Source organism: Streptomyces sp. 7R007 (assembly GCF_054850255.1).
In genome coordinates this window covers 1-23777 of sequence record NZ_JBTWMV010000067.1, presented here as the reverse complement: position 1 = coordinate 23777, position 23777 = coordinate 1, and the positions used below count along the sequence as shown (strand labels likewise).

Below are 23777 nucleotides of genomic sequence, written 5' to 3'. Positions count from 1 at the left end.
TGTCGTACCGACCCACCCGGGGCCAAGGAGAGAATGAACAACAGCGCCACTTCGTCGTGTGGGTATTGCCACATCTCGCGGTGGGCTGTGTCCCGCTAGTGTCTGTGCACTGCCTACAAAAGCCCCGGAGGAGCCATGGCGTTCGGCTGGATCGACGAGCAGGCCCGGGCGCGCCACCGGGCCGGACTGGTACGGACCCTGCGCCCGCGCCCCGCCGACTCGCCGCTGCTGGACCTGGCGAGCAACGACTACCTGGGCCTGGCCCGCCATCCCGAGGTCACCGAGGGCGCCGCGCGGGCCGCGCGGACCTGGGGCGGCGGCTCGACCGGCTCCCGGCTGGTCACCGGCACCACCGCACTCCACACCGAGCTGGAGCGCGAGCTCGCCGCGTTCTGCGGCGTGGAGGCGGCGCTCGTCTTCTCCTCCGGCTACGCGGCCAACCTCGCCGCCGTCACCGCGCTCGCGCCGCACGGCTCGCTGATCGTCTCCGACGCGGGCAACCACGCCTCCCTGATCGACGGCTGCCGGCTGGCCCGCGGTGCCCGGCAGGTGGTCGGGCACGCGGACCCGGAGGCGGTGGACAAGGCGCTGCACACCCACGAGGGTCCGGCGATCGTCGTCTCCGACACGGTCTTCTCCGTCGACGGCGACGCGGCCCCGCTGGCGGAGTTCGCCGCGGCCTGCCGTGCGCACGGCGCCGGGCTCGTCGTCGACGACGCGCACGGCCTGGGCGTGCTCGGCGACGGCGGCCGTGGCGCCGCGCACGCGGTGGGGCTCGCGGGCGCCGCCGACGTGGTCGTGACGGCCACGCTGTCCAAGTCCCTGGGCAGCCAGGGCGGAGTCGTGCTGGGCCCCGCCCGGGTGATCGAGCACCTGGTCAACGCGGCCCGCACGTTCATCTTCGACACCGGCCTCGCCCCCGCGGCGGCGGGCGCGGCCCTGGCCGCCCTGCGCCTGCTGCGCCGCGAGCCGCAGCGGGCGGCGCGGGCACGCGCGGTGGCGGCCGACCTGCACGCACGGCTGACCGCCGCGGGTCTGGAGGCCGTACGGCCCGACGCCGCGGTCGTCTCCGTGCGTGCGCCGTCCCCGGAGGGGGCCGTGCGGTGGGCGGCCGGCTGCCGTTCGGCCGGCCTGGCCGTGGGCTGCTTCCGTCCTCCTTCCGTGCCCGACGGCATCTCACGGCTCAGGCTGACTGCCCGTGCGGACCTCTCCGAGGCAGAGATCGAACGCGCTGTACGAGTGATCGGCGGAACGCGACCATGAGTCGGCGTGACACGGCCGTGTGCCGCTCGACGCGGAACTGATCAGAAGCAGAACGCGGCCGTGAAGCCCGCCCAGCTCTCGGGGGAGAAGAGCAGCGCGGGTCCGGCCGGGTTCTTCGAGTCGCGGACGGCGTGCAGACCGGCCCACGGGCCGGAGCGCGGCGAAGCCGTCTCGACGCAGTTGTTCGCACCGGTGCTGTAGCTGCTGCGCAGCCACCGCACGCCGCGCAGTTCGGTGCTGGAAGGAACGTGCCGAGGCAGTGCAGACATGGTGCCTCCTTACGCGCCGTCACCTATCCCGGCGATGTAATCCAACGAGTCCTCGGGCGAAAGGGCGTGGATCTGAAGGGTGTTGAAGGCCTCGAGGTAGGCCTCCAGGTCTTCTTTCCGTTCGAGGTAGAGGCTACTCGTCAAGTGGTCGAGAACAACCACATCCAGATCAGAAGTGCTCGAAAATGAGAAGATAACGAAAGGCCCGGTCACCCCCACATGTGCCCCGGCGGCGAACGGCAGTACCTGCAACCGCACTTGGGGCAGCCGCGCCGCCTCCAGCAGCCGTTCCAGCTGGCGGGCCATGACGTCCGGCCCGCCGATCTCGCGGCGCAGCACCGCCTCGTCCAGCACCGCGCTGAGCTCCAGCGGCGGATTCGCCCGCAGCACGGCCTGCCGGGCCAGACGCACCTCCACCAGGGCGTCCAGCCGCTCGTCGTCCAGCCCGCCGACCGCGGCACTCGTCACCGCCCGGGCGTACTCGGGGGTCTGCAGCAGGCCCGGCACCACCGAGGTCTCCAGCGTGCGCATCGCGTCGGCCTCGGACTCCAGGCTGATGAAATCCCGGTAGGTCGGGGGCAGCACCCCGCGATAGGCGTGCCACCAGCGGGGCCGCCCGCCCTCGTCGGAGCCCGCCAACACCAGCAGCAACTCCCGCAGTTGCGGGTCGGCCACGCCGTAGGCGTCCAGGAGTAACCGCACATCGGCCGGTTTCACCCCGCTGGCACCGGTCTCGATGCGGCTCACCTTCGACTGGTGCCAGCCCACCATCCGGGCCGCCTCGCCACTGGTGAGCCCCGCGTCGGTGCGCAGCGCGCGCAGTTCGGTGCCCAGTTTCCGGCGGCGCACCGCGGGACCGTGCTGCATGGGCTCCTCCTTACTCCCAATGAGCCGTCCAAATACGGTTTTCCGTCGCAGAGTTCACCGCTTCGGGCGACAGATATATGCATATCTTGGTGGATCGCCACCCGTGAGCGGTGTGGTGATGGCAGTCTGGCGACGAAGCACCAGTCCGGGACCGTACTCGAACCATCCGCTCCGTGTCGGACTCCGGTCCCGTGGGAAAGGGACGACGTCGCCATGGCAGACCACCTGGAAGCATCCCTCACTCTGCCGAGCGAACCTGCCTCGGTCTCCGCGGCGCGCGCCTACGTGGTCGAGACCCTGGCGGAGTGGGGTCTGCCACCGAACGCCGAGGTCGCCGAAACCATCCGGCTCATCGTCTCCGAACTCGCCACCAACGCCGTACAGCACACCTTCGGGCAGTCACCCACCTTCACGGTGGACCTCGTCCTCGACCGTGACGAACACCTGCGCATCGGGGTCACCGACAGCCATCCGCGCTTTCCCAAGAGACTGCCCGCGGCCGTTCAGCAGGACAACGGCCGCGGCATGGTGATCATCCGCTGGCTGACCGCGGAGTGCGGCGGGAAGCTGCGGGTGCGGCCCACCCGGGAGGGCGGCAAGACCGTCTCCATCGAACTGCCCTGGACGGTCCCCGCCCAGCCCGTGACGGCGGCCGGGCAACAGGAGCCATGACGCCGGGTCAGCCCTGGCGCTCCCGCCCGAACGCCCCGCGCAGCAGCGCCCGGAAGGCGTCCGCCGCGGGCGCCGTCTCCCCGCTCCGGTAGGCGACGGAGATCGTACGGCGCAGCCGCCCGCCCTCCAGCCGCCGCGTCCCCACCGGAGTGACCGCCGTCCGCGCCACCATCTCCGGGACCACCCCGACCCCCAGCCCCGCGCTGACCAGCGCGCACACCAGGGCGTACCCGGGCGTCGAGACCACCACCGACGGCGTGGCCCCGGCCCGGGCCAGCGCCGTCTCCACGCCCTGCCGGGCCGGGTGGTCCGGCGCCATGCTGACCAGCGGCTGCCCGGCGAGTTCCGCGAAGGGCAGCCGGGAGACACCGCCGGCGAGGGCGTGCCCCGGGGCGGTCACCAGCACCAGCTCCTCGACCAGGACGGGCTCCAGACCGACCGCGGCGGGCGGCGGCGCGGTGGCGGCCGGTTCGTAGGTGTGCGTCAGCGCCAGGTCGATGTCGCCGGCGGCCACGGCGGCGACCCCGGAGGGCGGCTCGTGGTCGGCGACGGTCAGCTCCACGTCCGGATGCGCCCGGCGGAAGGCGCTGAGCACCGGCGGCAGCAGATGGATGCCCGCGGTCTGGAAGGTGCCCACGCGCAGGGTGCCGCCGGACAGGCCGGCCAGCCGCGCCAGTTCGTGCCGCGCCCGCTCCAGCTCGTCCAGCACGCGGCGCGCCCGCACCACCAGCAGCTCGCCCGCGCCGGTCAGCCGTGCCCCGCGGTGGTGCCGCACGAGCAGCGCCGTGCCGGCCTCCCGCTCCAGCTTGGCCAGCTGCTGGGAGAGGGCGGGGACGGTGTAGCCGAGCCGCTCGGCGGCGCGGGTGATCGAGCCGGCCTCCGCGACCGCGACGAGCGCGGCGAGGCGGTTGGGGTCGTACATGGCGGCCAGCCTAAAGGAGTGCTTAAGGCAGACCCAGAATATTCGACATACCTCTTGAAGGCTCGGGCGCGGCAGTCTGATCGGCATGGACGGACAGCTCATCGCCTTCACCGGGGTCGCCGCGGGCATGGTGGCCATGCCGGGCGCCGACTTCGCCGTCGTCGTGCGCAACGCCCTGGTCTCCCGCCGGGCCGGCGTGGCCTGCGCGCTCGGCATCGTGGGCGGGCTGCTGCTGCACACGGCGCTGGCGGTGGCCGGCGTCGCCGCGGTGCTCACCGCAGTGCCGGCGCTGTTCCGCGCCCTGCGCCTGCTGGGCGGCGCCTATGTGCTGTACCTGGGCGTGCGCACGCTGGTGAGCCTGCGCGGCCCCGGGACGGCGGTGACGGACCGGGCGCGGTCGGACGCGCGGCCGCTGCGGCAGGGCTTCGTCACCAACGCGCTCAACCCCAAGGCCCCGATCACCTTCCTCAGCCTGCTGCCGCAGTTCGTGCCCGCCGGCTCCCCCGCCCTGCCCCGGACCCTGCTGCTCGCGCTGATCGTGGTCGTCCTCGCGCTGCTGTGGTTCCCGGCCGTGGCCCTGCTCGTGGACCGGCTGGGCCGGTGGCTGCGCCGCCCGCGCGTCGCCCGCATGGTGCAGGGCGTCACCGGGAGCGTGCTGACGGCTCTCGGGGCGGCGCTGCTTGTCGAACCACTGACGGCCGCGTGACGGCCTGGTCCTCCTCGTCGTGGACGCCCGCGCGCCACACCAGCCGCGGCAGCAGCCACCACAGCCCCAGGCACACGCAGAAGGTCGTCGCCCCAGCGGCCACGCCGCCCGCCCGGTTCGTCGTCACGTCCACGACGAGCAGCACCGAGCCGGTGAAGGCGAGGACGAGGACGCCCATGCCGATCGTCGCCAGCCGCGAGGAGACCTGCACGATGCGCGGCTTGGCGCCCCGCTGGAACAGCGAGCGGTGCAGGGCGGCGGGCGCGGTGAACAGGGCCGCCGCGACGACCGCGAGCAGCAGCGTGGTGACGTACGTGGCCCGCTGGAAGGTGTCGAGGGACGGGAAGCGCTGGGTGAAGGCCAGCGTCAGCAGGAAGGCGAACAGGATCTGCACCCCGGTCTGGGTGACGCGCAGCTCCTGTAGCAGCTCGACGAAGTTGCGGTCGGCGCGTTCGAGCGGGGTTTCGTTGCGGCCGTTGCCGGGGGCTTGCTCGGACATACCCCACGGGTAACCCGGCACGGCCGCCTCACGCCCCGCGGCGGGGGTGACGGCAGGTCAGGGCGCCGCCACCCCCGTCGCGGGCAGGTCAGCTGACCCGGCCGTACCAGACGCTCTTGGTCCAGATCTTCTGCAGCTTCACCACGTCCCCCGTCTTCGGGGCGTGCCAGATCTTCCCCTTCCCGGCGTAGATGCCCACGTGGTAGACGTTCGAGCCCGAGTGGAAGAACACCAGGTCTCCGGCCTTGCGGTGCTTCGCGGAGACGTGGTGGGTCTTGTTGTACTGCTGCGCCGCGGTGCGGGGCAGACTTTTGCCCGCTTTCTTGTACGAGTACAACGTCAGCCCGGAGCAGTCGAACCTGCGCGGTCCGGTGGCGCCCCACTTGTAGGGCGAGCCCTTCTTGGACGCGGCGATCTGAAGTGCCTTCGTCGCCGGCGTGGCGGCCGCGGCGTCGGAGGCGACACCCGGGACCACGACCGAGCCGCTGACCGCGGCGATGGTGAGGGCCGAGGCCGTACCGGCCCGGACCATGAGCGACGGGACACGATTGAGCGCAGTCATGCGCAACCCTTCGTCAGCCGCCTGTGAAGGATGACCTGTCGGATTCGGGCTGGCGAAGTTGCCCGGCCGCTGACGCGGCTTCACCCCAAGGGCTGCTCGGTCCGGTCATGGCGTGACCGTGCCGGCGACCCGTCGTGCTTGGGTCCTCCACTCCTGCCGATCCACTCCTGTCGACCGGTCATCCGGGCGGCGGCAGGACTCGGCGTCCGCCCGGATCGCCCCGCCGCTGCGGCGGGGTCTTGTCGTCAGACAGGGATCTTCACCTATGGATGTCCGAAAATCCCAACGGAACCGGGGATTTGTGTTGTTACTCACCACTCACCCGTTCGGGTGGACATCCGGGTGTTCGAACGCGCGTCGACGCTCCCGACGACGCCCGGACCAGGGGCGGAACGCTTCATTCCGCCCCATGTCCACGCGTGTTGCGCAACCTTGGCGGTCGCGAAAAGGGAGCCGCGTCTACGCCATTGGGGGGTACGTCATTTGGTCCGTTTCGGCCCGGGCCGGGACGCCCCGGGTTCGTGACGGACCGTCCGCACCGGGTGCGCGGGTGTCAACTGGCGGAGACCGGCGGCAGGGTGACCCGCGCCGTGCGCCGCTCGCCGTCCAGCACCCGCAGGGCCCTCGCCAGCGTCGGGGCGTGCAGTTCGGTCTCGCCCCGCTGGTGCATCAGCGCCAGTGCGTCGCGCAGTTCGGCCGCCCTGGCGACCAGGGCCTGCGCGGCCCTGAGGCCGCCGTAGGTGTCGCCGTGGTGGGCCGGGTTGATACGGCCGAGCAGGTCGACCACGTCGAGGTAACGGTCGATCAACTCGCCCTCGGCGCGGGTCAGTGCGGGCAGGGGTGGGAGTTCGGGTGGGAGCACCGGCCGCTCACCGCCCGGTGGGCGGGGCGAGGGTGGCCCTGCGGCCGGGCACGATCCGGTCCACCAGCCCGTAGTCCAACGCCCCCTGGGCGTCCAGGATGTGGTCCCGCTCGATGTCCGCGCTCACCTGCTCGCGGCTGCGCCCGGTGTGCCGGACGAGCAGTTCCTCCAGGCGCGCCCGAACACGCGTCAGTTCGTCGGCCTGGATGGCCAGATCGCTCGCCTGGCCCTGGATCGGCTCGGGCAGGGAGGGCTGGTGGATCAGCACGCGCGCCCCCGGCAGGGCGGACCGCTTGCCGTGGGTGCCGGCCGCCAGCAGGATCGCGGCGGAGGAGCCGGCCTGCCCCAGGCAGACCGTCTCCACGTCACAGGCGACGTACTGCATGGTGTCGTAGATCGCCGTCATGGCGCTGAACGAGCCGCCGGGCGAGTTGATGTACAGCGCGATGTCCCGGTCGGGGTCCTTGTGCTCCAGGTACATGAACTGGGCCATCACGTCGTTCGCCGAGACGTCGTCGACCTGCGTCCCGAGAAAGACGATCCGCTCCTCCAGCAGCTTCGAGTACGGGTCCTGGGTCCTGATGCCGGAACTCGTGCGCTCGGTGAACTCGGGCAGGACGTAACGGGCGGATGGACGGTCCATGGGTCCCCTCCTTCGGCGTCTGTAAAAAATGTACAGGACGTACATGACGTAATGTGGGGAGCATGGCCTACGAGATTCCGGTGACGCAAGCCAGGGCTGAGCTCGCCGATCTGATCAACCGGGTGGTCTACGGCGGCGAGCGCGTCGTCGTGACGCGGCACGGGAAGCCCCTCGTCGCCCTGGTCTCCGCCTCCGACCTGCAGCGACTCGACGAACTCGACCGGCTCGCGGAGGAGCAGGTGGTCAGTTCCGTCTCCAGCGTCCGCGAGGTCGCGTCCGCTCCCCGCGAACGCCAGCGCTTCGGCATCGCGGCGGAGCATCGCGGTCCGGGCGTGTCCTAGCGCCTCCCACGCGAAGAGAACGCTCCCGCGCGAAAGAGCGCCTGTCACGAAAAAGACCGTGCGTCCCCGTCCGCTACTGCGGGGACGCACGGTCGGTCCTGTCGGCCGGCCGGTGCTCAGCTCACCGGCGCCAGGTCCCGCTCGACCGCCGGTTCGCCGCCGCTCGCGCGTGACGTGAGCGTGCTGCCGAGCAGGACGGTCCCCAGGCCCAGCGCGGCCCACCAGGTCAGCGTCAGCGCGGGACCCGTCGCCGCCGCGCCGTCGAAGTACGCCACCGAACGCAGCAGCGTCGTGCCCGCCCCGGGCGGCAGCCACTGGCCCACGGTGCCCACCGGCTCGGGCAGCAGTTGCGGGGCGGAGGCGGCGCCGGAGAAGGGGTTGCCGAGGAACATCACCACGAACGACACGACGCCGATGCCGGCCGGGCCGACCAGCGCCGCACCGCCCGCGACGGCCGCCGCCACCGCGAGCGTCGACAGCCCGAACGTGGCGGCCTCCGCCCACCAGTCACCGGCGAGCACGCCGAGCCAGCTGTCCGCGATGCCGGCGGCCGCCATGCCCACCAGCGCGGCGGCCCCCGTCAGCGCGGCCACCGCCCGGATCCCGCGCAGCCCGAGCAGGGTCACGACGGCGCCCGCCGCGATGCCGGCCAGCGCCAGGGGCAGCACGCTGGAGTTGAGGGCCGCCCCGCGCGGGTCGGTCGCCGGGGCGGGCACGACGTCGACCGTCCTGACCCGGGTGCCGGCGGCCGCGGCCTGCCGCGCCACCGCCTGCCGCAGCACCTGGGCGACGACCGGGCTCGCGGCGGACGCGGTCAGCAGCTCGGGCCCCTGCGCGGTGGCGACGACGGCGCCGTATACGGTCCGGTCCTCGACCGCGTGCCGGGCGGCCCTCTCGTCGTCGTAGTGGTGGATCTCGAACGCGCCCTCGTGCCGCGCCAGTTGCCTCTCCAGCGGCGCCGTCGCGGCGGCGGGTCCGGCCACGCCGAGCGGCAGGTCGCGGGGTGCGGTGCGGGCGGCGGGCCAGGCGAAGGCCCACAGGGCGAGGGCGGCGAGGACGGGGATCAGGACCACGGCCGCGATCAGGCGGCGGGTAGCGGAGGGGGCGGACATCGGGATCCTTTCGGGTCGGCCGAGGGGTGGCGGTCTAAAAAGAAGGATCGTTCGTTTTTCTTCGCCCACCGTTGCGCCGTCGCCGCCCGCTTGTCAAGAAGGAATGTTCGTTTTACGTTGAGGGCATGGCCCGCGTATCCCAGGAGCACCTCGACGCCCGCCGCCGGCAGATCCTCGACGGCGCCGCGCGCTGCTTCGCCCGCAACGGCTTCCACGCCACGTCGATGCAGGACGTGCTGAAGGAGGTCGACCTGTCCGCCGGCGCGGTCTACCGCTACTTCAGCGGCAAGGACGAGCTGATCGCGGCGATCGTCACCGAGGTGCTCACCCAGGTGGGCGACGTCTTCGAGGAGGCCGTCCGGGACAGCCCGCCCCCGCCGCTGGACGAGCTGGTCGGCACCGTCCTCGGGCGGATGCTCGGGCTCTGGTCGTCGCTGGGCGTCGCCGGGGAACCGGTCTTCTCGCACCTGATCATGCAGGTGTGGGCGGAGACCGTGCGCAACGAAGAGCTGGCGGCGGCCACGAGGGACGGGTACGCGGCGATCGCCGCGTGCTGGAGCCGCGCCGTCGAGGCCTACCAGGAGGCCGGGATGATGCGCCCGGACATCCCGGCCGACCACGTCACCCGCACGGTGATCGCCGCCGTCCAGGGATTCATCGCCCAGCAGTCCCTGTTCGGCCCGGCGCCCGTCTCCGTCCTCCAGGACGGCCTGCGCGGCCTGATGAGCATGACCGGGAAGCCGTCCGCGGCCTGAGCCGGCGCGGTTCGGTTAACGTGCCTGAAATGCCGTCCAACTAGCCTGCCGATCCACGCCACCAGGGACTTTGCCCCGGGGCAGCGGCAACCGGACCCCGCACGGTCCGGAGCGAGGACGGTGAGGTGGGACGTGCAACTGACACCGCACGAGCAGGAGAGGCTGCTGATCCACGTGGCGGCCGACGTCGCCGAGAAGCGCCGGGCCCGCGGGCTCAGGCTCAACCACCCCGAAGCGGTCGCCCTGATCACCTCGCACATCCTGGAGGGCGCCCGCGACGGCCGTACGGTCGCCGAGCTGATGGCCTCCGGGCGCAAGCTGCTGACCAGGGACGACGTCATGGACGGCGTCCCGGAGATGATCCACGACGTCCAGGTCGAGGCGACCTTCCCGGACGGCACCAAGCTCGTCACCGTCCACGACCCGATCGTCTGAGGGGGCGTCGATGATTCCCGGAGAGATCCTGTTCGCCGACGGCCCGATCGTCTACAACGAGGGCCGCGAGGTCACCCGGCTGACCGTCCTCAACGCCGCCGACCGCCCCGTCCAGGTCGGCTCCCACTACCACTTCGCCGAGGCCAACCCCGGCCTGGACTTCGACCGCGCCGCCGCCCGCGGCAAGCGGCTGAACATCGCCGCCGGCACCGCCGTCCGCTTCGAGCCCGGCATCCCCGTCGACGTCGAACTCGTTCCCCTCGCCGGCGCCCGGATCGTGCCCGGACTGCGCGGGGAGACCGGAGGTGCCCTCGATGCCTGAGATCTCCCGCGCCGCCTACGCCGACCTGTTCGGCCCCACCACCGGCGACCGCATCCGGCTCGCCGACACCGACCTGGTCGTCGAGATCGAGGAGGACCGCAGCGGCGGCCCCGGACGCGCCGGTGACGAGGCCGTCTTCGGCGGCGGCAAGGTCATCCGCGAGTCCATGGGCCAGTCGCGTGCCACGCGCGCGGACGGCACCCCCGACACCGTCGTCACCGGCGCCGTGATCATCGACCACTGGGGCATCGTCAAGGCCGACGTCGGCATCCGCGACGGTCGGATCACCGGGATCGGCAAGGCGGGCAACCCCGACACCATGGACGGGGTCCACCCCGACCTGGTCATCGGCCCCGAGACCGAGGTCATCGCCGGCAACGGGCGGATCCTGACGGCCGGCGCGATCGACGCGCACGTCCACTTCATCTGCCCGCAGATCGCCGACGAGGCCCTGGCGGCCGGCATCACCACCCTGGTGGGCGGCGGCACCGGGCCCGCCGAGGGCTCCAAGGCGACGACCGTGACCCCGGGGCCCTGGCACCTGGCGCGCATGCTGGAGGCGATGGAGCAGTACCCGCTCAACATCGGCTTCCTGGGCAAGGGCAACACCGTCTCGCACGAGGCGATGCTGTCGCAGATCCGGGGCGGCGCCCTCGGTCTGAAGCTGCACGAGGACTGGGGCTCGACGCCCGCGGTCATCGACGCCTCGCTGACGGTGGCGGACCGGACGGGCATCCAGGTCGCCATCCACACCGACACCTTGAACGAGGCCGGGTTCGTCGGCGACACGCTCGCCGCCATCGCCGGACGCGGCATCCACGCGTACCACACCGAGGGCGCGGGCGGCGGGCACGCCCCGGACATCATGACCGTCGTCTCCGAGCCGCACGTGCTGCCCAGTTCGACGAACCCGACGCGGCCGTTCACCGTCAACACCGCCGAGGAACACCTCGACATGCTGATGGTGTGCCACCACCTCAACCCGGCGGTTCCGGAGGACCTCGCCTTCGCCGAGTCCCGGATCCGGCCCTCGACGATCGGCGCGGAGGACATCCTCCACGACCTGGGCGCCATCTCGATCATCTCCTCCGACTCCCAGGCCATGGGCCGGGTCGGCGAGGTCGTCCTGCGCACCTGGCAGACCGCGCACGTCATGAAGCGGCGGCGGGGCGCGCTGCCGGGCGACGGACGGGCGGACAACCACCGCGTACGGCGCTACGTCGCCAAGTACACGATCAACCCGGCGCTCGCGCAGGGGCTCGCCCGTGAGATCGGCTCCGTCGAGACCGGCAAGCTCGCCGACCTCGTGCTGTGGGAGCCGGTGTTCTTCGGCGTCAAGCCGCACCTCGTGCTCAAGGGCGGGCAGATCGCGTACGCGCAGATGGGCGACGCCAACGCGTCGATCCCGACACCGCAGCCGATCCTGCCGCGGCCGATGTACGGGGCGATCGGGCGGGCGCCGGCCGCCAACTCCTTCAACTTCGTGGCGCCGCTGGCCATCGAGGACGGGCTGCCGGAGCGGCTGCAACTCGGCAAGCGGTTCGTGGCCATCGACTCGACGCGGGGGGTGACCAAGGCGGACATGCGCGAGAACGACGCACGGCCGCACGTGCGGGTCGATCCCGACAGCTTCGCCGTGCACATCGACGGGGAGCTGGTGGAGGCGACGCCCGCCGCAGAACTGCCCATGGCCCAGCGCTACTTCCTCTTCTGAGGGGGTGGTGTGATGTCCAGGGCCGCACTGCTCGTCCTCGCCGACGGCCGCTTCCCCGCCGGAGGGCACGCGCATTCCGGCGGGGCCGAGGAGGCCGTGAAGGCGGGGCGGATCACCGGGGCCGCGAGCCTGGAGGACTTCTGCCGGGGCCGCCTGCACACCGCGGGGCTGGTCGCGGCCGCGCTGGCCGCCGCCGCCGTACTCGGCGTCGCCGTGCGGGAGTTGGACGCCGCCGCCGACGCGCGCACTGCCTCGCCCGCGTTGCGCGTCGCCGCGCGCAGACTGGGCCGGCAGCTGGCCCGGGCCGCCCGGGCGACCTGGCCGTCACCCGAACTCGACGCCCTGGTCCGCGAGTTCCCCAAGGGCGCCCACCAGCCGGTGGTGCTGGGGCTCGCGGCGCGGGCGGCCGGGCTGGAGGCCGCGGACGCGGCGTACTGCGCGGCGTACGAGTGTGTGAGCGGACCGGCGAGCGCGACGGTGCGGTTGCTGAGCCTCGATCCGTTCGACGCCACGGGCGTGCTGGCCCGGTTGGCGCCGGAGCTGGACCGGGTCGTGGACCGGGCGGTGGAGGCGGCGCGGGGCGTCCGCGACGACGGGACCGACGCGCTGCCGGCGGCGTCCGGGCCCCTGCTGGAGGTGGGTGCGGAGGCGCACGCGGCGTGGCCGGTGCGCCTGTTCGCGTCCTAGCAGCCTCGCCCCGGCCGCCCTCACCCGTTCCCCTCCCCGGGTGCCCTTCGCCACAGCTACAGACAGGAACCGTTGCCATGCACCTTGACCACGCCCATCACGGCCCCTCCGCCGTCAGCGCCGACGCCCGGCGGCCCGACGGGAGACGGCGGGCCCTGCGGATCGGGCTCGGGGGGCCCGTCGGATCGGGGAAGACCGCGACCGTCGCCGCGCTGTGCCGGACGCTGCGGGACGAACTGTCCCTGGCCGTCGTCACCAACGACATCTACACCCGCGAGGACGCCGACTTCCTGCTGCGCGAGGCCGTGCTGCCGCCCGAGCGGATCGCCGCCGTGGAGACGGGCGCCTGCCCGCACACCGCCATCCGGGACGACATCTCCGCCAACCTGGAGGCCGTCGAGGACCTGGAGGACGAGGTCGGGCCGCTGGACCTGGTCTTCGTCGAGTCCGGCGGGGACAACCTGACGGCGACCTTCTCCAAGGGGCTCGTCGACGCGCAGATCTTCGTGATCGACGTCGCCGGCGGGGACGACATCCCGCGCAAGGGCGGCCCCGGCGTCACCACCGCCGACCTGCTCGTGGTGAACAAGACCGACCTCGCCCCGTACGTCGGCTCCGACCTCGGCCGGATGGCCGCCGACGCCAAGGCGCAGCGGGCCGAACTGCCGGTCGTCTTCCAGTCGTTGCGCAGCGAGGCCGGCGTACGGGACGTCGCCGCCTGGGTGCGCGCGCAGCTCGCCGCGTGGACGGCGTGACCGCCACCGGCGTGCGGGCCACCGCACGGATGCTGGCCCGCGGCGACGGGCGCGGCGGCACCGCGCTGCCCGTGCTGGAGAGCGAGGGCCCGCTGGCGCTCCGGCGCACCCGGGGCAGCGGCGCCGAGGCGCGGGTCGTGCTGGTCGGGGCGATGAGCGGCCCGCTCGGCGGGGACCGCTTCGCCGTGGAGGCGCAGGTGGAGCAGGGGGCCCGGCTGCGCGTCGGGTCGGCCGCCGCCACCATCGCGCTGCCGGGCCAGGCCAAGGGCGAGGCCCGCTACGGCGTCCGGCTCAGCGTCGCCGACGGCGGCGAACTGCGCTGGCTGCCCGAGCAGTTGATCTCCGCCCGGGGCAGCGACCTGCACGTCGCCACCCGCGCCGACCTGGGCGAGACGGCGCGGCTCGTGCTGCGCGAGGAGCAGGTGCTCGGGCGGGCCGGAGAGGAACCCGGGCGGCTCACCAGCCGTCTGACGGTCCGGGTCGGCGGGCGGACCGTGCTCGACCAGGAACTGGCCTGCGGGCCCGGCGCGCCGGGCGGCTGGGACGGCCCCGCCGTGCTGGGCGGGCACCGGGCGATCGGGCAACTGGTCGTCGTACGGCCTCAGTTCGCTGCGTCTCCGGTTCGGCGGCAGGTGCTCTCCGAGGGCGCCGCGGTCATGCCGCTGGCCGGGCCCGCCGCCCTGGTGACGGCCGTGGCGGCGGACGCGCTGCGGCTGCGACGCGTCCTGGACGAGGCGCTGGCGCTGCTCGACGGCGACTGAGGTTCCGCTCAGCGGGACATCCCGCTCCGGTTATCGGATTGGCAAAGAAGGTCAACAACCTCTGTTCTCAGGCAGCTCACAGCCGCGAGGATCCCCCCTGACCATTCGCAACGATGTACGGGAGGGGCCCACTTGAGGGACATCAGACCGAACAGGCGGACGCTCGCGCTCGGTTCGGCCGGGGCGCTCGTCACGGCGACGCTGATAGCCGGGGCCGTGTCGGCGCCCGCCGCCAGCGCCAGCGCCGGACACGGCCAGGACCGGGAGGCCAAGGGCGCCGCGATCGCCGCCGCCCGGGCCGCCAAGGCCGGCATCGACTGGCAGGACTGCCCCGCCGACTGGGGCTTCGCCAAGCCCATCCAGTGCGGCTGGGTCAGCGTCCCGCTCGACTACGCGCACCCCTACGGCAAGCAGATCAAGCTGGCCGTCGACCGCATCGGCAACACCGGCACCAAGGAGGAGCGCCAGGGCGCCCTCGTCTACAACCCGGGCGGCCCCGGCGCCTCCGGTATGCGCTTCCCCACCCGCGTCACCAACAAGAACCCCGTCTGGGCCAACGTGGCCAAGGCCTACGACTTCGTGGGCTTCGACCCGCGCGGCGTAGGCCACTCCGCGCCCATCTCCTGCATCGACCCGCAGGAGTTCGTCAAGGCGCCCAAGATGGACCCGGTGCCCGACACCGAGGCCGACAAGCTGGCCCAGCGCAAGCTCGCCCGCGAGTACGCCGAGGGCTGCGCCGAGCGCAGCGGCACGGCGATGCTCCAGCAGATGACCACGCCCAACACCGTCCGCGACCTGGACGTCATCCGCGCCGCGCTCGGCGAGAAGAAGCTCAACTACCTGGGCGTCTCCTACGGCACGTACATCGGCGCCGTCTACGGCACGCTCTTCCCGGGCCACCTGCGCCGCATGATCGTCGACAGCGTCGTCAACCCCTCCCGCGACAAGATCTGGTACCAGGCCAACCTGGACCAGGACGTCGCCTTCGAGGGCCGCTGGAAGGACTGGGAGGACTGGGTCGCCAAGAACGACGCCGCCTTCCACCTGGGCACCACCCGGGCCGAAGTGCAGGCGAAGTGGCTCCAGTTGCGTGCCACCGCGAAGAAGAGCCCCATCGGCGGGGTCGTCGGCCCGGCCGAGCTGATCTCCTTCTTCCAGAGCGCCCCGTACTACGACTCCTCGTGGGTGCCGGTCGCGACGGTCTTCAGCAAGTACGTCGCCGGTGACACCCAGGCGCTCGTCGACGCGGCCGCCCCCGACCTGTCCGACACGGCGGGCAACATCTCCGCGGAGAACGGCAACGCCGTCTACACGGCCGTCGAGTGCACCGACGCCAAGTGGCCCACCAGCTGGCGCAAGTGGGACAAGGACAACACCGAGCTCAACCGGGACTACCCGTTCATGACCTGGGCCAACGCCTGGATGAACCTGCCGTGCGCCACCTGGCCGGTGCGGCAGCAGACGCCCGTGAACGTGGGCACCCACAAGGGTCTGCCGCCGGTGCTGATCGTCCAGTCCACCCGTGACGCCGCCACCCCGTACCCCGGCGCCGTCGAACTGCACCAGCGCTTCAAGGGCTCCCGCCTGATCACCGAGAAGGACGCGGGCTCCCACGGTGTGACGGGTCTGGTCAACCCCTGCATCAACTCACGCGTCGACGACTACCTGCTGAACGGCAGGCTCGACGCGGCGGACGTGACCTGCACCCCGCACGCCACGCCCACGCCGTAACCGGCGACCCCGTACCGGGGAAGGGGCGGCCGGAGCGACCGGCCGCCCCTTCCTCATGCCCTTCAGGTCAGCGGCATCCGGGGGAACTTGCGCTCCCGCTCGCCGACGGCCGCGGCCTGCTCGGCCTTGGCGACGGCCGCGTACTCGTCGACGTACTCCTGCTCGGACAGCGACAGGATCGCGTACATGATCTCGTCGGTGACGGCCCGCAGGATCGCCTTCTCGTTCTCCATTCCGGCGTAGCGGGAAAAGTCGAGCGGCTTGCCGAAACGAATCACCACGGGGTGCAGGCTCGGGATGACCTGGCCGGGCGGCTGGGCCTCGAAGGTGCCGATCATCGCGCACGGGATGACCGGCACCTGCGCCTTGAGCGCCATCACGGCGACGCCGACCTTGCCCTTGTAGAGGCGCCCGTCGTGCGACCGCGTGCCCTCCGGGTAGATGCCGAGCAACTCGCCCCTGCGCAGCACCCCGAGCCCCTCGCGGATGGCGGCCTGGCCCGCCTCCTTGCCGGTGCGGTCGACCGGGATCTGCCCGGCGCTGCGGAAGAACGCGGCGGTGAGCCGGCCCTTGATCCCGGGACCCGTGAAGTACTCCTTCTTCGCGAGGAAGGTGATGCGGCGCTTGAGCATCGCCGGCATCAGGAAGTGGTCCGAGAACGACAGGTGATTGCCCGCGACGATGGCCGCGCCGGTGTCGGGGACGTTCTCCAGGCCCTCTATCCGGGGCCGGAAGACGAGTCTCAGCAGCGGTCCCAACAACACGTATTTGAGCACGTAGTAGAACAAGAGCTCGCTCCTCACTCCGGCGGATTGGGGGGACCGCCGTGTTCCAGCAGGTCAACCGGCGTGTCGTGGGGGTGCCAGTGTATGTGCCGGGGCAGGCCGCCGGAACAGGGCCGCTCGGGCCCCTTTGACGCGCCGTCAGTTCAAAGCCGTACGACGATGAGTGCCGTGTCGTCCGTGGCGCCTCCCGGGGGCAGCAGCTCCAGCAGGACCGCGTCCGCCAGGCGTTCGGGGTCGTCCGCGCGGTGGCGGGCGAGGGAGTCGGCGAGCCGGGCCAGGCCCGTGCCGATGTCCTCGCTGCGGCGCTCCACCAGGCCGTCCGTGTACAGCACCAGGGTGGCGCCCTCGGCGTAGGAGGTGCACGCCTCGGGTCTGGGCACCGGGTCGGGGCGGGCGTCGAGGGGCGGGTCGGTGGCCTGGTCGAGGAACTCCACCCGGCCGTCGCGGTGGACCAGGACCGGCGGGGGATGGCCGGCGCTGCTGTAGGTGATCGTGCGCGCGTCGAAGTCGATGAACGTCGTGACCGCCGTGGCCGACTCGGCGCCGTCGACCACGTGCGCGTACCTGCCCAGGACGTTCAGCGCCTGCGCGGGGCCCTCCGCCACCCGGGAGGCGGCGCTCAGCGCGCTGCGCAGCTGCCCCATGACCCCGGCGGCCTCCAGCCCGTGCCCGACGACGTCGCCCACGGAGACGCCGATGCGGTTGCCGCCGACCAGGTCCACGAGGTCGTACCAGTCCCCGCACACGTTGAGCGCGCCGACTGCCGGCCGGTAGCGCACGGCGGCCCGGTGGTCGCCCACCTGGCGCCGGGCCGGCAGCATGGCCTCCTGCAGGGCCAGCGCCACCTCGCGTTCGCGGGCGTGGGCCTGCCGCAGCCGTTCGTTGACGTCCTGCAGCTCGCGGGCGCGGGTGTACAGCTCGGCCTCCAGCACCCGCGCGCGGCTGCCGGCGCGGCCGGCGCCCCGGCTGCCGCGGGCCGTGCGGGCCCTGATCAGCTCGGTGACCTCCTCGACGCGGTGCACCACGAGGACGACCTTCCCTTCCCGGCCGATGACCGGCGCGTTCACGGGGCTCCAGTAACGCTCCTCCCACTCCCCGGGCCGGTCCGGGTTCTCGACGTCGTAGCGCTGCAGGGCCATGGCGTCGCGCTCGCCGGTGGCCAGCACGCGACGCAGCGACGCCGCGAGGTTGCGCATGCCGGAGGCGCCGGGGTTGTTGGGGTTGTCGGGGAAGACGTCGAAGAGATAGCGGCCCACCAGGTCCTGGCGTTTGCGGCCCGACATGGTGCAGAACTCCGCGTTGGCCTCCGCGAAGACCAGCTCGGGCGTCAGCAGGGCCACCATGCCGGGCAGGCACTGGAACACCGCCGCGTAGTCGATCGCCGTATCCTTCATGGCCGCCGCCTCACCACCGGGAACGCCCCAGTTTGCACGATATGCGAGCTGTGTATCACTCCGGAAGGTCGGTGAGCGACTGCTCGGCCCAGATGACCTTGCCCTCGGGCACGAAACGCGTTCCCCAGCGCTGGGAGAACTGGGAGACCAGCAGCAGCCCGCGCCCGCCCTCGTCCGTGGTGCGCGGGTGGCGCAGGTGGGGTGCGGTGGCACCGCCGTCGGAGACCTCGCAGACCAGGGCGCGTTCCCTGATCAGCCGCAGCCGGATGGGGCCGGTGGCGTACCGGATGGCGTTGGTGACCAGTTCGCTGACCACGAGCTCCGTGGTGAACGCCAGCTCCTCGAGACCCCACTCGGTCAGCTGCCGGGTGGCCTCCTTGCGGGCCTCGGAGACCACGGCCGGATCGGCGGGCAGGTCCCAGTCGGCGACCTGGTCGGCGCCCAGCAGCCGGGTGCGGGCCATCAGCAGGGCCACGTCGTCGTGCGGGCGGTCCGGCACCAGCGCCTCCACCACCGCCCGGCAGCGCCCGTCGAGCGAGGACGCGGTCCGCTCCAGGGCCTCGCGCAACCGCTCCCGGTCGGCGTCGACGACCCAGGCCTCCCCGTGGGCGAGCAGGCCGTCGGTGTGCAGGGCGAGCGTGCTGCCCTCGGCCAGGACCAGCTCGACGGACTCGAACGGCAGCCCGCCGGCGCCCAGCGGCGGCCCCTGCGGCAGGTCGACGAAGCTGACGCTGCCGTCGGGCAGGATCACGGCGGGCGCGGGATGGCCCGCCGCGGCCATCGCGCACGACCCGTCGACGGGGTCGTAGACGACGTAGAGGCAGCCCGCCCCCACGACCCGCACGCCCTCGGTGTCCGCCGGGCCCTGCGCCACCAGGTCGTCGAGGTGCGCGAGCACCTCCTCCGGCGGCAGGTCCAGCGCCGCCAGGGTGCGCACGGCGGTGCGCAGGGCGCCCATCGAGGCCGCCGCGTCGATGCCGTGACCGGGCACCTCGCCCACGACCAGGGCGACCCGCGCGCCGGAGAGCTGGACCAGGTCGTACCAGTCGCCGCCGAGGCCGGTCAGCTCGTCGGCGGGGCGGTAGCAGGCGGCCACCTCCACCGCGTCCTGCTCGGGCAGCCGGCGCGGGAGCAGGCTGCGCTGGAGCACCAAGGCCGCGTCCCGCTCACGGGTGTAGCGGCGGGCGTTGTCCAGGCAGACCGCCGCCCGCGAGACCAGGTCCTCGGCGAGGCTCAGGTCGTCCTCGTCGAAGGGCTCCTGGTGGCGGCGCCGGAAGAAGGTGGTGACGCCCAGGGTGACGTCCCGGGCCCGGATCGGCACGATGATCACCGTGTGCAGCCCGAGCTCCATGAAGGTGGCCGTGCGGTCACCCGGTATGTCGGTCGCCCACTCCTTGGCGAGCGGGTCGAGACGCCGTTCGAGCCAGGACCGGCCGCTGGTCAGGGAGCGGATCGGGGGCGAGCCGGGCAGGTACGTGGCCACCTCGCCGATCTCCACGACGGCCTCCGGCACGCCGGGGTTCACCGACTGGTGGCCGGCCCGGCGCAGCGGCACCGGATCCGTGTCGCTCGGCGGCCCGGGCGCCGGCTCGGCGGCCCGCAGCACCGAGTCCAGCAGGTCGACGCAGACGAAGTCGGCGAAGCCCGCCACCGCCACGTCGGCCAGCTCCTGCGCGGTCCGCACGATGTCCAGGGTCCGCCCGATCTGCTCGCCGGCCCGGTCCAGCAGGGCGAGGCGGCGGCGGGCGCGGTGCCGGTCGGTGATGTCGACGACCGTGTAGTAGACGCCCATGGGATGGCCCAGGTCGTCCTCCAGCCGGGTGAAGGACATCATGTGCGCGGTCTCCCGGTGCGGCGCCGACTGCACCTGGCCGACGTGCTCGTAGCCGATCACCGGCTCGCCGGTCTCCAGGACGTGGCGCATCTGCGCCTCGATGCCGTCCGCGTCCAGGCCCGGCTGGATCTCCGCGAGGCGCCGTCCGAGCCGGCGGTCGGCCGAGCCGCCGCCGAACTGCTCCAGGGCCGCGTTGGACCACACGCAGCGCAGGTTCACGTCCACGATCGCTATGCCGACGGGGGAGTCCGCGACCATCTGCTCCAGCATCGCGCGGCTCATGTCCCAGCCCCGGGCGTCGGCCATGTCGGACAGCAGGACCAGCCAGCGGGCGGTGTCCGGCGTCTCCACGGCCGGGACGATGCGCGCCATCACCCGCACCGGTCGCCCGTCCTTGCGCCGGACGGTCAGCAGCCCCGCCCAGCCGCCGTCCCGACGGCACCGCTCGACCAGCTCCGGCACCCGCGCGGCGTCCTCGGCGGTCAGCAGGCCGGTGACGTTCGTGCCCACGACCTCGCCGGGCGTGTATCCGAACAGGTGCCCGGCGTCCCTGGTCCAGCTGGTCACCACGCCCTGTCCGTCGAGCAGGAGGGGCACGGCATCGGCCACGTCGAACCGCCGACGGGCGCCCTGCTCCTCGTGAGTGCTCACGGCCGACCTCTCTGTCGTTGAGAGTGGTCTACCACCACTTGTCCCTATCTTCACCCTTCGGAGGGGGAGCGTGCTTTCGTTCGCCTGCCGGGCCGCGGTTCACCTGCGCGCGGCCGCGCATGCGGAGCAGGGGGCGGGGTGTCGGGCGGGGAGCGTGCTTTCGTTCGGCTGTTGGGCCCCGGTTCATCTGCGCGCGGCCGCGTACGCGGGGCGGGGCTGGGGTGTCGGGCGGGGAGTGTGCTTTCGTTCGGCTGTTGGGCCTCCGTTCACCCGCGCGCGGCCGCGTACGCGGGGCTGGGGCCGGGGTGGGGATTCCCTCCCCGGCTCGGCCCTGCGGATCCGTGCCGTCACCCCCGCTGCGTCAGCACCCTTTCCAGGGCCCCCAGCGCCGAGGCCAGCTCCTCCTCGGTGATCGTCAGCGGCGGGGCCAGGCGGATCGTCGAGCCGTGGGTGTCCTTGGCCAGCACGCCCTCGCGCAGCAGCCGCTCGCCGATCTCCCGGCCCGTGCCGAGCGCGGGGTCGATGTCGACGCCCGCCCACAGGCCCCGCGCGCGGAAGCCGGTGACGCCCCGGCCGACCAGGGCCGTCAGACCGTCCCGCAGGACGACGCCCAGCTCGGCCGCCCGGCGCTGGAACTCGCCCGTCTCCAGCAGGTCGATCACCGCCGTGCCGACCGCGGCGGCCAGCGGGTTGCCGCCGAACGTCGAACCGTGCTCGCCGGGCCGGAGCACGCCCAGCACGTCCCGGCGGCCGACCACCGCCGACACCGGCACGATGCCGCCGCCCAGCGCCTTGCCCAGCAGCAGCACGTCCGGGACGACCGCCTCGTGCTCCACGGCCAGCGTGCGCCCCGTGCGGCCCAGGCCCGACTGGATCTCGTCGGCGATGAACAGGCACCCCGCGCGGCGGGTCAGCTCACGCACGCCGGCCAGGTAGCCGCCGTCGGGAATGATCACGCCCGCCTCGCCCTGGATGGGCTCCAGCAGCACGGCCGCCGTCGTCTCGTCGACGGCCGCCTCCAGCGCCGCCAGGTCGTTGTACGGCACGACCCGGAAGCCCGGCGTGAACGGGCCGAACCCGGCCCGCGCCGTCTCGTCCGTGGAGAAGCTGACGATCGTCGTCGTACGGCCGTGGAAGTTGTCCGCGGCGACCACGATCGTGGCCTGACCGTCCGGGACGCCCTTCACCTCGTACGCCCACTTGCGCGCCACCTTGATGCCGGACTCCACCGCCTCGGCGCCCGTGTTCATCGGCAGCACCATGTCCATGCCCGTCAGCCGGGCCAGCCGCTCGGCGAACTCGGCCAGCCGGTCGTTGTGGAAGGCGCGGGAGGTGAGGGTCAGGCGGTCGAGCTGGCGGTGGGCCGCCTCGACGAGCGCCGGATGGCGGTGGCCGAAGTTCAGGGCCGAGTAGCCGGCCAGCATGTCCAGGTAGCGGCGGCCCTCCACGTCCTCCACCCAGGTGCCCTCGGCCCGGGCGACGACCACCGGCAGCGGATGGTAGTTGTGCGCCAGGACCGGCTCCTCGGCGCGGATGAGGTCGGCGGACGTGCGGGTGGTGGCGGGAGCGGTCATGAACGGATCTCCTGAGTGCAGCACTTGATGCCCCCGCCGGCCTTGCGGAACTCCGACAGGTCGACGGGGACGGGGACATAGCCGCGGTCGGCGACGCGGGCGGCGAGCGCCTCGGCCTGGGGCGCGATGAAGACGTGCCGGCCGTCGGAGACGGAGTTGAGGCCGAACGCCAGCGCGTCCTCGCGGGTGGCCAGCACGGCGTCCGGGTACAGCCGCCTGAGCACCTCGCGGCTGCCCGCCGAGAACGCCTCCGGGTAGTACGCGATGTTGTTGCCCTCGACGGAGTCGTCGAGCACGAACAGCGCCGTGTCGAGGTGGTAGAAGCGCGGGTCCACCAGCGTCAGGCTGATCACCGGGTGACCGAAGAACTCCTGCACCTCGCGGTGAGCCTCCCGGGTCGTGCGGAACCCGGTGCCGGCCAGCACGTACCGGCCCGTCCACACCAGGTCGCCCTCGCCCTCGCAGACGGATTCGGGGCGGTGGACGTCGAAGCCGGCCGACTTGAACCAGGTGTCGTAGTGCGTGGACTCCGGGCGCCGCTCGGGCGCGTGGAAGAGGGAGCCGAAGACGCGGCCGTCGACGACGACCGCGGAGTTCGCGGCGAAGACCATGTCCGGCAGGCCGGGGGCCGGCTCCACGGCGTCGACGGTGTGGCCGTGGGTCCGGTAGGCGCTGATCAGCGCCCGCCACTGCTCCTGCGCGAGATCGACGTCCACGCGGACGTCGGGCCGCATCCAGGGATTGATCGCGTACTGCACGGCGAAGTGTCTGGGTTCGCAGACGAGGAAGCGCCGCCGGCGCGGCACACGGGAGTCGGACACAGAGGGGTTCCTCCGCTTCCTGGGTGTCGAGTGAGGGTTGACACCAAGGTAGAAACTGACGGAGAAGACCGACAAGGAACGAATATTGCGTGTCCGCGCAGGAATGCTGCGCAATTTCTTCGGTGGACGCAGGCTCGCTGCGCGTTCGGAGGTTTATTCGGGCGCCGGCTGGCTCGCGCCGGCTTCGGGGGATTCCGGGAGCAGATGGGACAGCACCATCACGCTGATCGTCTTCCGGATGAACGGCTCCACGCGGATGCGCTCCAGCACCTCCTCGAAGTGCTCCACGTCCCGCGCCCGCACGTGCAGCAGCGCGTCCGCGCCGCCCGTCACGGTCATCGCCGCGGTGATCTCCGGATGGTTGCGGACCACCTCCGCCAGCCGCCGCGGCGGGGCCGCGCCCTCGCAGTACACCTCGACGTACGCCTCCGTGCGCCAGCCCAGCGCCGACGGCTGCACCGTGGCCGTGAACCCGGTGATCACCCCCGTCTCCCGCAGCCGGTCCACGCGCCGCTTCACGGCGGTGGAGGAGAGCCCGATCGCGGCGCCGATCTCGGCGAAGGACGTCCGGGCGTTCGCCATCAACGCGGTGATGATCTTCCGGTCGAGCTCGTCGAACGGCGCGGGCCTGCTGTTCATGTCGGCACTGTATCCAGCGTGAACGTGCACGACCGGCACGTGTCCTGCCGTACGGATTCCTCCTAGACTCCGGACTCATGCTGCGCGCCCTCGCCGTCGACGACGAACGCCCCTCGCTGGAGGAACTGCTCTACCTGCTGGGCGCCGACCCACGGATCAGCAGCGTGGAGGGCGCCGGCGACGCGACCGAGGCGCTGCGCC

26 protein-coding genes and 1 pseudogene are annotated in these 23777 nt (G+C 72.7%); 13 read left to right on the top strand and 14 right to left on the bottom strand.

The annotated features are described in order from the left end of the window. Positions 1-135 precede the first annotated feature (135 nt). Entirely contained in the window at positions 136-1263 is a 1128-nt protein-coding gene (locus ACYF6T_RS40615; RefSeq protein WP_461702994.1) for an 8-amino-7-oxononanoate synthase, read from the top strand. Between the two features lie 41 nt (positions 1264-1304). Here ACYF6T_RS40615 and ACYF6T_RS40610 read toward each other — a convergent pair whose 3' ends face one another. Both ACYF6T_RS40610 and ACYF6T_RS40605 read right to left on the bottom strand, forming a co-directional pair. Next, on the bottom strand, positions 1305-1532 hold the full coding sequence (locus tag ACYF6T_RS40610) for a DUF397 domain-containing protein (RefSeq protein ID WP_461702993.1): 228 nt from the start codon (positions 1530-1532) through the stop codon (positions 1305-1307). Positions 1533-1541: 9 nt separating this feature from the next. After that, complete coding sequence (locus ACYF6T_RS40605) at positions 1542-2399, bottom strand: helix-turn-helix domain-containing protein (RefSeq protein WP_461702992.1); 858 nt, start codon at positions 2397-2399, stop codon at positions 1542-1544. Between the two features lie 213 nt (positions 2400-2612). Between ACYF6T_RS40605 and ACYF6T_RS40600 the strand changes: the two genes are divergently transcribed. Then, the gene (locus ACYF6T_RS40600) at positions 2613-3071 is read left to right on the top strand and encodes an ATP-binding protein (RefSeq protein WP_461702991.1); all 459 of its coding nucleotides are present in this window, start codon (positions 2613-2615) and stop codon (positions 3069-3071) included. Positions 3072-3078: 7 nt separating this feature from the next. Here ACYF6T_RS40600 and ACYF6T_RS40595 read toward each other — a convergent pair whose 3' ends face one another. After that, positions 3079-3993: a LysR family transcriptional regulator gene (locus ACYF6T_RS40595; protein ID WP_461702990.1), complete on the bottom strand. Its 915-nt coding sequence runs from the start codon at positions 3991-3993 to the stop codon at positions 3079-3081. Between the two features lie 85 nt (positions 3994-4078). Between ACYF6T_RS40595 and ACYF6T_RS40590 the strand changes: the two genes are divergently transcribed. Beyond that, complete coding sequence (locus ACYF6T_RS40590) at positions 4079-4699, top strand: LysE family translocator (RefSeq protein WP_461702989.1); 621 nt, start codon at positions 4079-4081, stop codon at positions 4697-4699. Here the strand turns inward: ACYF6T_RS40590 and ACYF6T_RS40585 are convergent. The 4 genes from ACYF6T_RS40585 to ACYF6T_RS40570 form a co-directional block, all read right to left on the bottom strand. Further along, entirely contained in the window at positions 4635-5198 is a 564-nt protein-coding gene (locus ACYF6T_RS40585; RefSeq protein ID WP_461702988.1) for a DUF6328 family protein, read from the bottom strand. The two genes, ACYF6T_RS40590 and ACYF6T_RS40585, sit on opposite strands and share 65 nt — an antisense overlap. An 88-nt stretch (positions 5199-5286) precedes the next feature. Beyond that, the gene (locus ACYF6T_RS40580; RefSeq protein ID WP_461702987.1) at positions 5287-5760 is read right to left on the bottom strand and encodes a C40 family peptidase; all 474 of its coding nucleotides are present in this window, start codon (positions 5758-5760) and stop codon (positions 5287-5289) included. A gap of 553 nt (positions 5761-6313) precedes the next feature. Beyond that, positions 6314-6622 (bottom strand): hypothetical protein, encoded by a 309-nt coding sequence (locus tag ACYF6T_RS40575; RefSeq protein WP_461702986.1) that lies wholly within the window; start codon positions 6620-6622, stop codon positions 6314-6316. 7 nt (positions 6623-6629) lie between these two features. Then, on the bottom strand, positions 6630-7265 hold the full coding sequence (locus ACYF6T_RS40570) for an ATP-dependent Clp protease proteolytic subunit (RefSeq protein ID WP_461702985.1): 636 nt from the start codon (positions 7263-7265) through the stop codon (positions 6630-6632). A 62-nt stretch (positions 7266-7327) separates the two neighbouring features. On the opposite strand from ACYF6T_RS40570, the gene ACYF6T_RS40565 reads away from it, so the two are divergent. Next, positions 7328-7606: a type II toxin-antitoxin system Phd/YefM family antitoxin gene (locus ACYF6T_RS40565; protein WP_461702984.1), complete on the top strand. Its 279-nt coding sequence runs from the start codon at positions 7328-7330 to the stop codon at positions 7604-7606. 116 nt (positions 7607-7722) lie between these two features. Here the strand turns inward: ACYF6T_RS40565 and ACYF6T_RS40560 are convergent, their stop codons facing one another. Next, positions 7723-8718, bottom strand: coding sequence for an ABC transporter permease (locus tag ACYF6T_RS40560; RefSeq protein ID WP_461702983.1), 996 nt, complete (start codon positions 8716-8718; stop codon positions 7723-7725). 125 nt (positions 8719-8843) lie between these two features. On the opposite strand from ACYF6T_RS40560, the gene ACYF6T_RS40555 reads away from it, so the two are divergent. The 8 genes from ACYF6T_RS40555 to ACYF6T_RS40520 all read left to right on the top strand — a co-directional run bounded on the left by ACYF6T_RS40555 (position 8844) and on the right by ACYF6T_RS40520 (position 15878). Next, positions 8844-9473 carry a TetR/AcrR family transcriptional regulator gene (locus ACYF6T_RS40555; RefSeq protein WP_461702982.1) on the top strand — a complete coding sequence of 210 codons (630 nt, stop codon included), beginning with the start codon at positions 8844-8846 and terminating at the stop codon, positions 9471-9473. A 132-nt stretch (positions 9474-9605) separates the two neighbouring features. Continuing rightward, positions 9606-9908 carry an urease subunit gamma gene (locus tag ACYF6T_RS40550; RefSeq protein WP_264925921.1) on the top strand — a complete coding sequence of 101 codons (303 nt, stop codon included), beginning with the start codon at positions 9606-9608 and terminating at the stop codon, positions 9906-9908. Between the two features lie 10 nt (positions 9909-9918). Further along, positions 9919-10230 carry an urease subunit beta gene (locus ACYF6T_RS40545; RefSeq protein ID WP_461702981.1) on the top strand — a complete coding sequence of 104 codons (312 nt, stop codon included), beginning with the start codon at positions 9919-9921 and terminating at the stop codon, positions 10228-10230. Continuing rightward, on the top strand, positions 10223-11944 hold the full coding sequence (locus ACYF6T_RS40540) for an urease subunit alpha (protein ID WP_461702980.1): 1722 nt from the start codon (positions 10223-10225) through the stop codon (positions 11942-11944). Before ACYF6T_RS40545 ends, ACYF6T_RS40540 begins: the two co-directional genes overlap by 8 nt. A gap of 12 nt (positions 11945-11956) precedes the next feature. Further along, complete coding sequence (locus tag ACYF6T_RS40535; RefSeq protein WP_461702979.1) at positions 11957-12631, top strand: urease accessory protein UreF; 675 nt, start codon at positions 11957-11959, stop codon at positions 12629-12631. 77 nt (positions 12632-12708) lie between these two features. Beyond that, positions 12709-13386, top strand: coding sequence for an urease accessory protein UreG (gene ureG, locus ACYF6T_RS40530; protein WP_461702978.1), 678 nt, complete (start codon positions 12709-12711; stop codon positions 13384-13386). Continuing rightward, complete coding sequence (locus ACYF6T_RS40525) at positions 13374-14147, top strand: urease accessory protein UreD (RefSeq protein ID WP_461702977.1); 774 nt, start codon at positions 13374-13376, stop codon at positions 14145-14147. Before ureG ends, ACYF6T_RS40525 begins: the two co-directional genes overlap by 13 nt. A 132-nt stretch (positions 14148-14279) precedes the next feature. Continuing rightward, positions 14280-15878 (top strand): alpha/beta hydrolase, encoded by a 1599-nt coding sequence (locus ACYF6T_RS40520; protein ID WP_461702976.1) that lies wholly within the window; start codon positions 14280-14282, stop codon positions 15876-15878. Between the two features lie 62 nt (positions 15879-15940). Here the strand turns inward: ACYF6T_RS40520 and ACYF6T_RS40515 are convergent, their stop codons facing one another. The 6 genes from ACYF6T_RS40515 to ACYF6T_RS40490 all read right to left on the bottom strand — a co-directional run bounded on the left by ACYF6T_RS40515 (position 15941) and on the right by ACYF6T_RS40490 (position 23576). Next, positions 15941-16666, bottom strand: a complete 726-nt coding sequence (locus tag ACYF6T_RS40515; RefSeq protein ID WP_461702975.1) for a lysophospholipid acyltransferase family protein — start codon at positions 16664-16666, stop codon at positions 15941-15943. A gap of 140 nt (positions 16667-16806) precedes the next feature. Beyond that, positions 16807-18057: a PP2C family protein-serine/threonine phosphatase gene (locus ACYF6T_RS40510; RefSeq protein ID WP_461702974.1), complete on the bottom strand. Its 1251-nt coding sequence runs from the start codon at positions 18055-18057 to the stop codon at positions 16807-16809. Positions 18058-18112: 55 nt separating this feature from the next. Beyond that, a complete protein-coding gene (locus tag ACYF6T_RS40505) occupies positions 18113-20542 on the bottom strand; it encodes a SpoIIE family protein phosphatase (RefSeq protein ID WP_461702973.1) in 2430 nt (809 codons plus the stop codon). A 347-nt stretch (positions 20543-20889) separates the two neighbouring features. Further along, complete coding sequence (rocD, locus tag ACYF6T_RS40500; protein WP_461702972.1) at positions 20890-22116, bottom strand: ornithine--oxo-acid transaminase; 1227 nt, start codon at positions 22114-22116, stop codon at positions 20890-20892. Continuing rightward, complete coding sequence (ddaH, locus tag ACYF6T_RS40495; protein ID WP_461702971.1) at positions 22113-22937, bottom strand: dimethylargininase; 825 nt, start codon at positions 22935-22937, stop codon at positions 22113-22115. Before ddaH ends, rocD begins: the two co-directional genes overlap by 4 nt. 153 nt (positions 22938-23090) lie before the next feature. Beyond that, complete coding sequence (locus tag ACYF6T_RS40490; RefSeq protein ID WP_461702970.1) at positions 23091-23576, bottom strand: Lrp/AsnC family transcriptional regulator; 486 nt, start codon at positions 23574-23576, stop codon at positions 23091-23093. 77 nt (positions 23577-23653) lie between these two features. On the opposite strand from ACYF6T_RS40490, the pseudogene ACYF6T_RS40485 reads away from it, so the two are divergent. Continuing rightward, positions 23654-23777: pseudogene (locus ACYF6T_RS40485) on the top strand (DNA-binding response regulator); the annotation flags it as partial.

Excerpts from the sequence above, each read along its gene's own strand:
- ACYF6T_RS40615 (WP_461702994.1), top strand. The coding sequence starts at position 136 with ATGGCGTTCGGCTGGATCGACGAGCAGGCCCGGGCGCGCCACCGGGCC.
- ACYF6T_RS40610 (WP_461702993.1), bottom strand. The coding sequence starts at position 1,532 with ATGTCTGCACTGCCTCGGCACGTTCCTTCCAGCACCGAACTGCGCGGC.
- ACYF6T_RS40605 (WP_461702992.1), bottom strand. The coding sequence starts at position 2,399 with ATGCAGCACGGTCCCGCGGTGCGCCGCCGGAAACTGGGCACCGAACTG.
- ACYF6T_RS40600 (WP_461702991.1), top strand. The coding sequence starts at position 2,613 with ATGGCAGACCACCTGGAAGCATCCCTCACTCTGCCGAGCGAACCTGCC.
- ACYF6T_RS40595 (WP_461702990.1), bottom strand. The coding sequence starts at position 3,993 with ATGTACGACCCCAACCGCCTCGCCGCGCTCGTCGCGGTCGCGGAGGCC.
- ACYF6T_RS40590 (WP_461702989.1), top strand. The coding sequence starts at position 4,079 with ATGGACGGACAGCTCATCGCCTTCACCGGGGTCGCCGCGGGCATGGTG.
- ACYF6T_RS40585 (WP_461702988.1), bottom strand. The coding sequence starts at position 5,198 with ATGTCCGAGCAAGCCCCCGGCAACGGCCGCAACGAAACCCCGCTCGAA.
- ACYF6T_RS40580 (WP_461702987.1), bottom strand. The coding sequence starts at position 5,760 with ATGACTGCGCTCAATCGTGTCCCGTCGCTCATGGTCCGGGCCGGTACG.
- ACYF6T_RS40570 (WP_461702985.1), bottom strand. The coding sequence starts at position 7,265 with ATGGACCGTCCATCCGCCCGTTACGTCCTGCCCGAGTTCACCGAGCGC.
- ACYF6T_RS40565 (WP_461702984.1), top strand. The coding sequence starts at position 7,328 with ATGGCCTACGAGATTCCGGTGACGCAAGCCAGGGCTGAGCTCGCCGAT.
- ACYF6T_RS40560 (WP_461702983.1), bottom strand. The coding sequence starts at position 8,718 with ATGTCCGCCCCCTCCGCTACCCGCCGCCTGATCGCGGCCGTGGTCCTG.
- ACYF6T_RS40555 (WP_461702982.1), top strand. The coding sequence starts at position 8,844 with ATGGCCCGCGTATCCCAGGAGCACCTCGACGCCCGCCGCCGGCAGATC.
- ACYF6T_RS40545 (WP_461702981.1), top strand. The coding sequence starts at position 9,919 with ATGATTCCCGGAGAGATCCTGTTCGCCGACGGCCCGATCGTCTACAAC.
- ACYF6T_RS40540 (WP_461702980.1), top strand. The coding sequence starts at position 10,223 with ATGCCTGAGATCTCCCGCGCCGCCTACGCCGACCTGTTCGGCCCCACC.
- ACYF6T_RS40535 (WP_461702979.1), top strand. The coding sequence starts at position 11,957 with ATGTCCAGGGCCGCACTGCTCGTCCTCGCCGACGGCCGCTTCCCCGCC.
- ureG (WP_461702978.1), top strand. The coding sequence starts at position 12,709 with ATGCACCTTGACCACGCCCATCACGGCCCCTCCGCCGTCAGCGCCGAC.
- ACYF6T_RS40510 (WP_461702974.1), bottom strand. The coding sequence starts at position 18,057 with ATGAAGGATACGGCGATCGACTACGCGGCGGTGTTCCAGTGCCTGCCC.
- rocD (WP_461702972.1), bottom strand. The coding sequence starts at position 22,116 with ATGACCGCTCCCGCCACCACCCGCACGTCCGCCGACCTCATCCGCGCC.
- ACYF6T_RS40490 (WP_461702970.1), bottom strand. The coding sequence starts at position 23,576 with ATGAACAGCAGGCCCGCGCCGTTCGACGAGCTCGACCGGAAGATCATC.